We start from the raw sequence: 11789 nt of genomic DNA on the forward strand, positions 1-11789 counted from the left end.
GAAGTGATATTGGATAATTTCTCAACAATAGCGCCGCTATTCTCTTAAAAAATCGGGTATGGCCACTGCAATACTTCGACTTTTCACTTCGAATTTTGGTTTTTAAACCCACTCTAAGATCTGGTTTACAGCTTGATTTTTTAAAAGTTAAGCGGAACGGTAAGATCAATTACGGTGGTACAGCCCAGTGCATCTTCCACAGTGATTTGGTATTCATCCGCCAAGAGGCTTTGAAAGTTAGCAATGGCTTTTTGTTGAGGATCATTGCGGCGGATAAGCTTTACTTCGTATGGCGCTGTTCCACCGCTGATGTCTGTAATAATGATGGCGCCGTCATCACGATTAACCCCTGTACTTCCCAAAACCGCATAGGCTACCATTAATGGGGGCTCACAGTTTTGTGGAAAATTTTCCTGTTCGTCGCAGGCTAATAAGCCTAAAAAAAGGCATAACAAGCACCATTTCATTTTAAAAAAAAATATAATTGGTTCTTGTTGAGTAGCTGGCGAATGGAGTGATCTACGATTTGTAAGCGTCAGAAATTGAATCCTTTTCAACCAAAATGATATTATTTTCTTCTCTTTATACTGACGCATTGCTTAATTCTCCCAATGTTTCATATCTATTTTACATCTAAAACCCCATGGAGGCCTTTGGGTTTTTTAGGACATAAAAAAAGGAGAACCGTCCAAACGATTCTCCTTTTTATGATGTATTAGCGATTTAGCTTTAGAAAGTAACCTTTACGATAAAAACTACCTCAAATTTTCCTTTTTTGGCTTCATCAACTCCTTCTATTACCACTTGGTCTAAAACCCCCTGAAAAGGCACATCACTGATTTTCGGGTTATTCATTTGGCTTGCTAAAACTCTAGCCGCTTCTTCATTGAAGTCCAATAGATCATAATAACCACCGCCTTCTTGTTGGAATAATTCTTTGTTGAAATCACCCAATTTGATGAATTCACCAGCATCATATACCTGCAAGTAACCAGACTTTACTTCAGAGTCCTCTATCGGTTTTCCTGTCCATTTGATTCCCGCCCCGGTAATTTCGAAAGATTTATAATAACCTCTTGAACTTGAGTACCACAGGGAGTCATTTTCAATAGAAAAAAACATCGCCTGTTGCAGGCCTGTAAAATCATTGTCTATTGCGGTAGAATCTCCAAAATTAACCAAATTGACAGGAGCGGAAGAATAACCGCCATTTTCACCGGATAAACATGAGCTTAATCCTGCTACGACCAAGACGGCCATTAGAGGTAAAAATAATTTTTTCAACATAGTGTAACGATTTTTTATTCGCTTAAAAATTTGGGATAAAACAATTCTGTTTTCAGTTCAAAAAGTACTTTTGACAATTGTTGCACAAAGGTAATTTTTTCCACCAAAAATCTAAGTACCTTTTTAAATAAGAAGTGCCATAAACTAGCGCTATCCGCAAATATTAAACAAAAAACGCGCCTAAAATTTTTGAATGCGTTTTCGTCGGCAAAATACACCGATTTTGGGTCCAATAACCATGATGTTATCACTGATCCTCTAATTGTCAATTTGATGCAATAAATAGGGTTTTCAGTAAATGGGGTAGACAACCATCACGAAATATGGTTAAGCTTTCATGAAATATGTGTTTTTTATTCTCTTCCTTTTAATTTTTTCCCCTTCCTTGGGGCAGTTCAGTCAGACGGCCTACCAAATGGATCCCAATGTGCTGGTTTATGGGTTCAGTTTAAATCCTGCATTTAAGCCAGAAAGTTCCTGGATGATTGGAATGCCTGTTTTGAGCAATGATGAATTGCGCGTTAATGCCAATGTCAGCCTAGATGATGTTTTACTTTTTGAAGGGGGGACGATCGTATTTGATTTAGAGCACTTAATTCTTTCTAATTCCGACGATTTGGCAGGTGTGTTTCAGGCGCAAGTCGGCATGCTCAGTGTCGGACATCACTTTGGAGATCATTTTCTTTCTTTTTCAGCGGATGCAAGAGCATTTGGTTTGTTTCAATTAGATGGTGCCTTACTGGCCTCCCTTGCTCAAAATCTGGAATTGCCGGATGGACAATATCAATTCAGTCAGGTAGAGGCTAAAGGGGATGCTTTTATACAATTTGCAATAGGGGATGCCTTTACCCTCAATGAACGTTGGACAGTCGGGGCCCGATTAAAGTTTATGACCGGTATTGGCCATGTGGAATCTACCTCTTTAACGGGTGTGGCCTATGTTGACCGATCCACGGATTTTGCTTCCATCACTTTTGATCCCGGAAATATTCGCGCTGCGGGTTTTGATATTACTGATCAGGGAGCGGTAGGATTCAATAATAAGGGGAATTATGGCTTTGGTATTGACTTGGGCGCTGAGTTTAAAATCAATGATCAATGGACGGCCTCCACTTCTGTTATTGACTGGGGCGCATTACGCTGGAAAGGGAATGGGATTAGTTTGGGGATTTCCGAAACTTCCTATGAAACGCCGGGTACCACTTTGTCCAAAGAGGAGTATTATGCTACTTTAGAAGAGGGCTTAAAAGAAAGTGTTGTGAGCGATACCATTAGGGGACGTCAATTTTGGAGTGATTTACCCTTGCGTCATTTTCTGGGGATTAGTTACCAATGGCGACCCACGCATGGGTTCTCCGCTGTATTATTGAATAGTCGTTTTGAAAGTAGGTGGGATGCCGCATTAAGTTTGGGGTATAATTTTTCATTGGGAAAAGCCTTTTCTACCACCGTAACTTATACCGTCAGTGAGGGACGTGCAGATCAATTTGGCTTGGGACTTCGAACAGGGTTTGGTCCCGTACAGATTTTTGTAGCCGCAGATGATATTGTAGCCGTTTTTGATTATAAAAAAACACAAAAACAAGCGGTTAGTACCGGCATCTATTTCTTGTTTGGAGATCGATAGTTAATCTGGTTCGATAGTGTTTTAGCTATTCCCTATATCCCTGTTTAATTGTACTTTAAATTTCTCTTTGCTGCAAGGATGATGGCATTTTCCCTTTTGGAGTGTATATCAAAGAAGCAGCTGAATGAGGAAAATTAAGCTCATTCCCATCTGGGTGTATAAAATTCCACTCAAAATACCTGTATGTTTTGTGGCTGTGTCCTATGAGTTGGGCTAATAAATATAAGGCTGATTTGTTCAGGGAATTTCGCTTTACCATTTATATTTAAACAGGGTTTAATGTGAAGAACCTAGCTGAGAAAGTCCAATTTTGTGCTTTACAAACGGACTATTATCTTTGTTGGCTAAACGATTCATCATGGAGACCTATAAAAAGTATATTACTGAGGCCGGTTTTGAGGCTTTAAAAAGTGAGTTAGATCAACTGTGGTTGGAAGACCGGCCAGCAGTAGTGCAGGCTGTTTCGGAAGCCGCAGCTATGGGAGACCGTTCGGAAAATGCAGAGTATATTTATGGGCGTAAACGCCTCAGAGAAATCGACGGTAGAATTGCTTTTTTAAGAAAACGTCTTCGTTCTGTGGAGGTTAAAGAGGTCATGAAGCCGGTAGATCCCGGCAAAGTAGTTTTTGGGGCTTATCTGAAATTAGGCTTACCGAATGGGCAAAAGATGGTCTATCAACTGGTAGGCTCTGATGAGACTGATTTGAAAAATGGAAAAATAAGTGTGGTTTCTCCCATTGGGGATGCGCTTATGCATCAATATGAAGGGGATGAGGTAAAAGTGCAAACCCCTGGGGGCTTGAGGGTTTTTAAAATTGAAGCTGTTCAATACGAGCCATTTCAATAAATGAATAAACTACTCCAATCATTCCTGCCTGCACCTTGGTAGGTGCCTTCTCCTCAGTTTGGTGCTTGGAGTAGCTACCTTGCCAAGCGTTTTAACCCAATTATTGACTGCTAGATTTAGTAAAACCTGAACAAGAGATCCTATGATAGTTTCTTGGGCTTGATTTTCTAATCCCCCAAATTGGGTAAAGCGTGCTTGCTCCTCATTCATCTGCTTCTTTGGAAAAAACTGGAATAAGCAAAATTTCCTCATTTTGCCTGCCTTCCAGCTAAACGAGGATTCAAGCATAAATTTGGATCAAATGCATAAATATCATTTTGGGTAAGTTTTGGTTACTGCTATTAATGAGATTTAGCTTGAAAGACTTCCCTGGGATTTCTTATGCACTGTAATGGCACCTATTTATTTATGGTTGCTTTGCTATCCGGGCAGGTAATGATCCGAATTGGAATTAGTGCTCTTTTTTTTTTATTTCTGAGACAGGAGGAGTAAATGTGCAAAAACGAAATATGCTTCTTTAATTTTTCATTGCTTCATAATGGTTTAATCGTTGATTTATCCAGTTGATAGGAAGGGTGATAGGGTGGGAATGGTCTGTTTCCTTTAAGGTATTTTAAGCCATTAATAGGATAATATGGAAATTGGTCATGCCGAAAAATTAACCTCACAGAATTCCTTTTTAACGATTTGATTTTGGAGTAATGATCTTATCGATAGGGCGAATATTAGAGGAAATTCGATATTATACTCCCTTTGTGGTGCGATGGCGTTCTTACATGGGCCAAAAAAAAGCGGTAAGCTTTCGCCTACCACTTTTAATAAAACTACCTAATGTTTTTTATCTCATCTCTACCGGTACGTAGGAACGCTCCACTTCGCCAGTATAGATTTGGCGAGGTCTTCCGATAGGTTCTTTGTTTTCTCTCATTTCTTTCCATTGTGCAATCCAGCCCGGAAGTCGACCAATAGCGAACATTACCGGGAACATTAACGTTGGTATTCCGATTGCCTTCAGGATGATGCCGGAATAGAAATCTACATTTGGGAATAGTTTTCTTTCTACGAAATAAGGATCTTGCAAGGCCGTCTCTTCCAAACGTTTTGCAATATCTAAAGTAGGATCACTCACCCCTAGTTTAGCCAAAACAGCATCCGCGTCTTTTTTAATGATCTTCGCACGAGGATCAAAGTTTTTATACACTCGGTGTCCGAATCCCATCAGGCGGAATGGATCATCCTTATCCTTTGCTTTATTAATATACTTTTCAACATCGCCACCATCTGCCAGGATGTTGTCCAACATCTGAATTACGCCCTGGTTGGCACCCCCATGGAGTGGTCCCCAAAGTGCATTGATACCAGCCGCGACTGAAGCATAAATGCTGGCATGAGAAGAACCCACAATTCTAACTGTGGAGGCCGAACAATTTTGCTCATGATCGGCATGAAGAATTAACAGTTTCTCCAGCGCCCGAACTACAATAGGATCTATTTCATACTCTTTCAATCGGGTGGAGAACATCATATGAAGGAAATTCTCTACATAGCCCAGTCCAGTCTTAGGATAGTTATAGGCAATTCCTTTTGCATGGGTATAAGCCCAGGCGGTAAAGGTTGGGATTTTACCCAATAGTTTTTGAATGGATACATCCACTAACTCATTGGGGCGATGAGGATCCAAAGCCTCCGGATGAAAAGCATTCAGAGTCGTAGCCAGTGCCGATAACACGCCCATTGGGTGGGTGGAAGAAGGATAACCGTCAAGAATTTTGCGGTAATTTTCATGCACTAACTGGTAGCCAGCGATATTGGAGGTAAAGTTATTGAGTGTAGATTTAGAGGGTAGATTACCGTAGATTAATAAATTGGCCACTTCTAAAAAAGAGGATTTTTCACAAAGCTCTTCTATAGAATATCCTCGGTGTTTTAGAATTCCCTTTTCGCCATCTAAAAAAGTAACGGCGCTTTGGGTAGAACCGGTGTTTTTGAAGCCGTAATCTAAAGTAATATATCCTGTCTGGGAACGAAGGGAACTAATATCAATTCCCTTTTCATGCTGGGTACCTTCCACCACAGGAAATTTAAAAGTTTTACCTTCGAGGGTCAATTCTGCAAACGATGACATAGGTGGTCTTAATTTAAAAGTTAAAGTTTATAGCTTACTGCTACGGACGAAAAATGAATGAAAATAGAAAAGGGTTAAGTCCAGAGCAATTTTCACATTATTGTTTGATTATTCTTACTATCTAATTTAATATAAGATTTGAAAATTTATAGGAAAATGCCGAGCAATTTTTTACCAAAATGGGATTTTTTAACCAAAAAGGAGGGATTGTTTAAATTTTAGCGAAGAATATTTCCCCTGTTTTAAGAGAAAAATGGGCAGTTGAAAGAAAAAGTTAGGCCATTTTAGGAAGTAATTTGGGGATTAATTAAAATTTTCATTAATTAAAAAATCAAACTAGCCCCCATCATCATGACCAATTTCAATATTGATCTGGCTCAGCTTCAGGAATTAAGCCAGACGCTAGCGGTGCATCCACGTATTAATGCTGTCAAAGTGTTTTATCAGCAAGAAGTGCTTCATGTATATTATCATTTCAATGGAGACTATGTCGACTGGGAAATTTTTTCTGAGGTAAAGCAGATGGTGGAGGTTGTGATGGGAAATAATAGGGTAGCGCTTAAAATTAAGGGGCTTCCTAATGCGAGGTATAATCGACAAATGGTGGAGCAGGTAGTCTCCGCTTCCTGATTGAAGCGCAGATGGGGTAAAAAAAAGGGAATTGTACTGGAGAGGCTCAAAGGCTTCGCTTACAATTCCCTTTTTGGGATGGAGAGCATGTGTCAACCACAGCATTTAAAGAAGTTCAAACAGGTACGTGTTGAAAGCCGCCCTATCCAAGGGATAATTTGGATTAGGGGAGTTGATTTTGGAATAAATGCGAACTTAGCAAAGTTTTTGGCTCGCAATAACCGGCTATTGTTATGGCTAAAATTCAGCTTTTCATTGGGATTAGCATCTTTTTACGGGGTAAGAATTAGAATGAGGTAAATTAAGCCCATTTAATTCACCGCTAGATTTAGTGGTTGACTATAAATAATTTATGTCTAATGTTTGGTGATGGAATTCACTGATATTGGAATTGTCCCGAATAGAGCTATTCAAAACTTAGGTTAAACAAGGTAACGGATTGTTAGGAACCATGCACTGAGTGATATCAAGGCGAGGAACGCCTCAATAGGTTTATGGCTTAAGGTAGAATACCACGCCATGAACGTCAGTGACGCGGTCGCACTGATCAAGTAATTCTTTTTCATAATCGTCGAGCTCATGTTTGGCCTCACTTACGATAGGATCCATATTTTCATTTAAAATGACAATATGTTCATGTGGCGCTTTTACATGAATTTGATCATTGACCATAATTACCTTTGGTTCGGGTAAATCTAAAGTCTCAATGGTAGGCAAGTCCGGAGCAGAAGTTTCCATACTAAAGGGAACTATAATCAGGGGGATAGCAGCTAAGATGTTCATAATGATGGTCGTTTAGTATGCTATATTAAAGGCCAAGTCCATGCCACAATAAAAAAAAGCCCTCTAACATGGCTGGAGGGCCATTTGGTTATTTTATCTTGTTCGGTAGCGGACACTATTAACCATAAAGCGGACACTTTATGCAGGCATTGTCCGGTTTCCACTTTATTTGTGGGCAGAAACTCCTTTTAAGGTATTGTATGAGAAATCCCCGGTGAGGAATTAAATCATATGGAACATTAGGTGAAAAGATCGAAAATAGACCCTAAAGTACTGGATGATCCTTTAAAAAATTCGGTAAAACCACAGCGCTTACAGGTGATATGACTGAATTTTTTGTTCTGGACATCAAATATTTTGCTCCAAAAGCCGCCAGTGGTTCTAATTTCCCCTACTTCATATTCCCTGTGTCCGCATTTGGGACATTGATAATTAATTTTTGCCATCATTTTTTAGGTTAAAGATTTTCAATTTTATAGAGAACAATACCCATATCTTTGCTTTTAATTCACGCTCGAAAAGTTGTTATGTCATTGTTCCAGGCCTCCTTCTAATTCGCGAAGGATAAGTTTATCATTTTTTTCCTTCAACCATTGATAGGCCGTTTTACTTTTGATGCCATTCTGACAAAAAAGTAAAATAGGCTGATCTTCGGGTAAGGTATTTACGATTTCCGGTAATTCATGAAGCGGACACCATTGCGCATCCTTTATTGTGTGTTCCTCTCGCTCATAATCTTCTCTCAGGTCAATCATGACCCCTTTTGGATGTAGATCCTGCCAGTGATCAATTTGATTAACCGCTACTTTTTCCTCGGATTTTATTTCACAATATTCATCGGGAATCGGAGTCAATTGCTCTATTGCCTGATTGACCGGCTGAAGTTTGAACTGAATGGTTTGATGCTCCATTTGCAGCAAGTCTACCACTAATAATTTCCCGCTGAGAATGTTGCCCATTTCACCAATAATTTTCACTACTTCCATCACCTGATAAGAGGCAATCAATCCCGCGGTAGCACCAATAATCCCTGCGGTCGCACAGGTGGGAGCTTCCAGCGCGGAAGGAGGCTCTGGGAAAATGCAACGATAAGTGGGGCCACCCTTATAATTGAATACTGAAACTTGTCCCTGAAATTGATAGATAGCCCCCGATACCAAAGGACGCTTGGTGATCACGCAGGCGTCATTAATCAAATAGCGCGTTTTAAAGTTATCCGATCCATCCACAATGATGTCGTACTGTGGAAAAAGTTCAAGTATATTTTCTTCATTTAAATAAAAGGAATGAGCCACATAGCAGAGGTGCGGATTTTGTTCTTTGAGCCGCTCAATGGCGATAGTAATTTTGGGCTGACCGACCTCACGCTCTTTATAGAGGAACTGACGGTTGAGATTACTGATATCAATAGTATCAAACTCGACTATGCCAATGGTACCAATGCCCATTGCAGCCAAATAAGTAAGGATAGGAGAACCCAAACCTCCTGCACCTACCACAAGCACTTTGGCCTTTCTTAGTTTTTCCTGCCCTTCTTTTCCTAATTGTGGCAATATTGCCTGACGTTGATATCTTTTATGCATATGTATTTGCCCCTAAGGGAAAGGTTTTTTTACTTTTTATTGGCAGAGCGTCCCATAGAGTTTACTAATTTTTCCAGGAGAACTGCCGGGTAAATTTTATTATATCTAAATAACAAAGGATTTCTTGTAATTCCATGATTTCATCCTTTTTCTCCTCCGGAAGGAGGGGAGCCGAGCGATAATGGAAAGCGGCTCACTTAAGCCAAATTATTCACCGCTAAATTTTAGTGGATGGCCACCAAAACCCATCAATCAGCGCATTATGGTTAGTTTGTTGATTTTATAATAGCTCAAATTGGGTAGGTCTGCCTTCTCCTCCTTCATTTGCTTCTCAGGGAAAAACTCGAAATAGAAAAAATTCCTTCATTTTTCCAGTCAGCCCAACAAATGAGGATTTAAGATTAAATGATCTGTCTTAAATCTCCGAAAAATGACTTTTATACAGATTAATCCCGCTAAATTTTTCAATAATTACCGCTTGCTTAATTTTACTTTAATGATGATAAAGTGTTGTAAAACAGCTTGGTGGGAAATATTAAGCCCTTTTGTTTGTGTTTTAACTAGCTCGGCTTATCTATTTTAAGTTTTTCCTAATGCGGATTTTGGGAGTTTTCTGCCCTTTTAGGGATGTAACCAAAATCCAATTAGGCGATGAATTTTAAGATGAAAAACCCACTATCCAATATCGGTCTTTTGGTCGTGGTGGCTTCATTGACTGCCATGATTACTTCTTGTAACCCACAGGGACCGGAATATATTGATGAGCAGGATGTGACGCTTACGTATTATGATGCTGAATTTTATGCCAGCGGTAATGATTATCAGACATTTGAAATCTTATCTATAGGTTTAGTAACGGAGAAGGAAGATGAGTCTCTGTCTAAGGCAGATTCAGCGGCTATCGCAGAACGTTTATCCAGCGGTTTTACCGATATGGGTTATCGAATGGCCACCGAAGGTGAGCAGGCAGATTTTTATATCAATGCCGTTTTAGCGGAGCAAACAAACACCATGATAGGTGGCGCCTGGTGGTGGGGTTATCCTGGTTATTGGGGCGGATGGGGTTACCCATATCCTCCAATGTGGGGCGGTTGGTACCCATGGTGGGGCCCGGGTTATGCCTACCAGTATACCATCGGTTCTATGCTGATTGATAAAGTAGATGCGGAAAGCCACGAGGTATTTTCTGTAGAATATGAAAAGCGTTTGGCTGCCTTTGAAGAGGAGCATGGTGAGCCTGCCAATGATAAAGACAAGGTAGGCATTGTGGAAAAAATGGCCGAAGATGGATTCAAAGTTGATTTTAGATGGGAAGCCATTATTCAGGGTGTACTTTCAGGCAATAGCCAATACAATCAGGATCGCTTGGAGCGGGGCTTAAATGAGGCCTTCGAAATGAGCCCCTATATGAACAAAAGTAACGCACAAGACTAATCAAAAATAAGGCAATGAAAAGATTAAAAATATTTTTAGGATTGACTGCCCTAATGTTTTTGGCTGGTCAACAGGTACAGGCCCAATTTTACGATAAGGGCATGTTCACCCTGGGGTATAATATGGGTTTAACCACCGGTTCGGCTAATAATTTTATCGGCGAAGGAAGTTTTCGCAACTTTTCTGTGGAAGGAGCGGGCTTTGTGAAGGGAGGCTTCGCGATAGGAGCACGTATTGGCTATGATAATTTCTTTGAAGACTATGGACGAGGGACTTGGTCCAATGGCGAGGGAAGTGATATCACCGCCAATAAATATAATTACCTGAATACGATGAATTTGCAGGCGACCTTCTCCTACTATTTCAATAGAGGAGGGGTGATTCAACCTTATGTTGGAATGGGGATTGGTACCGCCTTTGTAGAAAAGAGAACAGAATATGGAATGATGTATGACGGGGCTTCCACTTCCAATAGTTGGAACTTCAGCATGACGCCGGAAGCGGGTGTTTATATTCCTTTCGGTGTAGAATCTGATTGGGGTGCAACCCTTCGGGTGCAGTATAATCACATTTTCTTTAATGACGTTGACGTCAATGGCATTAATTACCTGAATTTTGGAGTGGGTATTACCCATCGTTTTTAGGAATTAACTTTGTTGACCACGGCCCCTTCTTCGGATGGGGCTTTTTTTTTAGAGCAGGATTTTGCACCTTTCTAACCTGAAAGCATAATTATGAGTGAAGATTTAATCATCAAAAATTTTAGCGCGGTATTTGAAAAACCGCTTTTGGAGGAAGTGCTTCAAATCGGGGCTGTAAAATCTGTAAAAGCAGGTGAACTCATGATGGACATTGGGGATCACATTCGATCCATGCCCATTATTATTGACGGAACGGTGAAGATTGTACGGGAGGATGAGGAAGGAAATGAAGTATTTTTATACTATGTCAACCCCAAGGAAACTTGCGCCATGTCGCTCACTTGTTGTTTAGGAAATGCCACTTCCAGTATTCGGGCAACGGTGGAGGAAGATTGTAAAATTTTATTTTTACCCGTTCAGAAAATGGATGAATGGATGAAAAAATATGCTTCCTGGCGACAGTTTGTGATTGGGTCCTATCAAAACCGATTCGAGGAACTTTTGGGCGCGGTAGATTTATTGGCTTTTAAAAAAATGGATGAACGCTTAATGACTTATCTGCAGGAAAGGGTCAAGATTAAGAAATCCATGGAATTGCAAATTACCCATGGGGATATTGCCAGAGATTTAGGAACCTCCAGAGAGGTGATTAGTCGTCTTTTAAAAGCATTAGAAAAATCCGGTAAGATCAAATTAGGTCGGAATAGATTGGTTTTAATAGGCCAAAGTTTATTGGTGTAAATGCAATATAAAAGTAGGTAAGGAGATCAGCTAATCTCCTTTTTTTTTGAGCATGCTGCCCTTAATAAGAGGTACCCTAAACATGGGCCGC

At 40.1% G+C, this 11789-nt stretch carries 12 protein-coding genes; 6 read left to right on the forward strand and 6 right to left on the reverse strand.

Annotated elements, in window-relative coordinates:
• Positions 1-140: 140 nt before the first annotated feature.
• Entirely contained in the window at positions 141-455 is a 315-nt protein-coding gene (locus AAA970_RS22160) for a hypothetical protein (protein ID WP_338239059.1), read from the reverse strand.
• Between the two features lie 274 nt (positions 456-729).
• A complete protein-coding gene (locus AAA970_RS22165; protein WP_338239060.1) occupies positions 730-1287 on the reverse strand; it encodes a hypothetical protein in 558 nt (185 codons plus the stop codon).
• 337 nt (positions 1288-1624) lie between these two features.
• Here AAA970_RS22165 and AAA970_RS22170 point away from each other — a divergent pair, with 337 nt between their 5' ends.
• A complete protein-coding gene (locus AAA970_RS22170) occupies positions 1625-2914 on the forward strand; it encodes a DUF5723 family protein (RefSeq protein ID WP_338239061.1) in 1290 nt (429 codons plus the stop codon).
• 358 nt (positions 2915-3272) lie between these two features.
• Positions 3273-3761: a GreA/GreB family elongation factor gene (locus tag AAA970_RS22175; RefSeq protein ID WP_338239062.1), complete on the forward strand. Its 489-nt coding sequence runs from the start codon at positions 3273-3275 to the stop codon at positions 3759-3761.
• Positions 3762-4599: 838 nt separating this feature from the next.
• Here the strand turns inward: AAA970_RS22175 and AAA970_RS22180 are convergent.
• Entirely contained in the window at positions 4600-5886 is a 1287-nt protein-coding gene (locus tag AAA970_RS22180) for a citrate synthase (RefSeq protein ID WP_338239063.1), read from the reverse strand.
• A gap of 351 nt (positions 5887-6237) precedes the next feature.
• Between AAA970_RS22180 and AAA970_RS22185 the strand changes: the two genes are divergently transcribed.
• Positions 6238-6516 carry a hypothetical protein gene (locus AAA970_RS22185; RefSeq protein ID WP_338239064.1) on the forward strand — a complete coding sequence of 93 codons (279 nt, stop codon included), beginning with the start codon at positions 6238-6240 and terminating at the stop codon, positions 6514-6516.
• A gap of 492 nt (positions 6517-7008) precedes the next feature.
• Here AAA970_RS22185 and AAA970_RS22190 read toward each other — a convergent pair whose 3' ends face one another.
• The 3 genes from AAA970_RS22190 to AAA970_RS22200 all read right to left on the reverse strand — a co-directional run bounded on the left by AAA970_RS22190 (position 7009) and on the right by AAA970_RS22200 (position 8882).
• Entirely contained in the window at positions 7009-7299 is a 291-nt protein-coding gene (locus AAA970_RS22190) for a hypothetical protein (protein WP_338239065.1), read from the reverse strand.
• Positions 7300-7538: 239 nt separating this feature from the next.
• Complete coding sequence (locus AAA970_RS22195; RefSeq protein ID WP_338239066.1) at positions 7539-7748, reverse strand: zinc ribbon domain-containing protein; 210 nt, start codon at positions 7746-7748, stop codon at positions 7539-7541.
• Positions 7749-7829: 81 nt separating this feature from the next.
• A complete protein-coding gene (locus AAA970_RS22200) occupies positions 7830-8882 on the reverse strand; it encodes a ThiF family adenylyltransferase (protein ID WP_338239067.1) in 1053 nt (350 codons plus the stop codon).
• A 651-nt stretch (positions 8883-9533) separates the two neighbouring features.
• Here AAA970_RS22200 and AAA970_RS22205 point away from each other — a divergent pair.
• The 3 genes from AAA970_RS22205 to AAA970_RS22215 all read left to right on the forward strand — a co-directional run bounded on the left by AAA970_RS22205 (position 9534) and on the right by AAA970_RS22215 (position 11698).
• A complete protein-coding gene (locus AAA970_RS22205) occupies positions 9534-10316 on the forward strand; it encodes a DUF4136 domain-containing protein (protein WP_338239068.1) in 783 nt (260 codons plus the stop codon).
• A 14-nt stretch (positions 10317-10330) separates the two neighbouring features.
• Positions 10331-10960 carry a hypothetical protein gene (locus AAA970_RS22210; protein ID WP_338239069.1) on the forward strand — a complete coding sequence of 210 codons (630 nt, stop codon included), beginning with the start codon at positions 10331-10333 and terminating at the stop codon, positions 10958-10960.
• Positions 10961-11050: 90 nt separating this feature from the next.
• Complete coding sequence (locus AAA970_RS22215) at positions 11051-11698, forward strand: Crp/Fnr family transcriptional regulator (RefSeq protein ID WP_338239070.1); 648 nt, start codon at positions 11051-11053, stop codon at positions 11696-11698.
• The last annotated feature ends 91 nt before the right edge of the window (positions 11699-11789 follow it).

This window comes from Persicobacter diffluens, assembly GCF_036244895.1.
Classification (GTDB): Bacteria; Bacteroidota; Bacteroidia; order Cytophagales; family Cyclobacteriaceae; genus Persicobacter; species Persicobacter diffluens.

Bases quoted from the DNA above. Each gene is read 5' to 3' on its own strand.
- AAA970_RS22215 (WP_338239070.1), top strand. From the start codon at position 11,051: ATGAGTGAAGATTTAATCATCAAAAATTTTAGCGCGGTATTTGAAAAA.
- AAA970_RS22205 (WP_338239068.1), top strand. From the start codon at position 9,534: ATGAATTTTAAGATGAAAAACCCACTATCCAATATCGGTCTTTTGGTC.
- AAA970_RS22175 (WP_338239062.1), top strand. From the start codon at position 3,273: ATGGAGACCTATAAAAAGTATATTACTGAGGCCGGTTTTGAGGCTTTA.
- AAA970_RS22185 (WP_338239064.1), top strand. From the start codon at position 6,238: ATGACCAATTTCAATATTGATCTGGCTCAGCTTCAGGAATTAAGCCAG.
- AAA970_RS22165 (WP_338239060.1), bottom strand. From the start codon at position 1,287: ATGTTGAAAAAATTATTTTTACCTCTAATGGCCGTCTTGGTCGTAGCA.
- AAA970_RS22200 (WP_338239067.1), bottom strand. From the start codon at position 8,882: ATGCATAAAAGATATCAACGTCAGGCAATATTGCCACAATTAGGAAAA.
- AAA970_RS22190 (WP_338239065.1), bottom strand. From the start codon at position 7,299: ATGAACATCTTAGCTGCTATCCCCCTGATTATAGTTCCCTTTAGTATG.
- AAA970_RS22170 (WP_338239061.1), top strand. From the start codon at position 1,625: ATGAAATATGTGTTTTTTATTCTCTTCCTTTTAATTTTTTCCCCTTCC.
- AAA970_RS22210 (WP_338239069.1), top strand. From the start codon at position 10,331: ATGAAAAGATTAAAAATATTTTTAGGATTGACTGCCCTAATGTTTTTG.
- AAA970_RS22195 (WP_338239066.1), bottom strand. From the start codon at position 7,748: ATGATGGCAAAAATTAATTATCAATGTCCCAAATGCGGACACAGGGAA.
- AAA970_RS22180 (WP_338239063.1), bottom strand. From the start codon at position 5,886: ATGTCATCGTTTGCAGAATTGACCCTCGAAGGTAAAACTTTTAAATTT.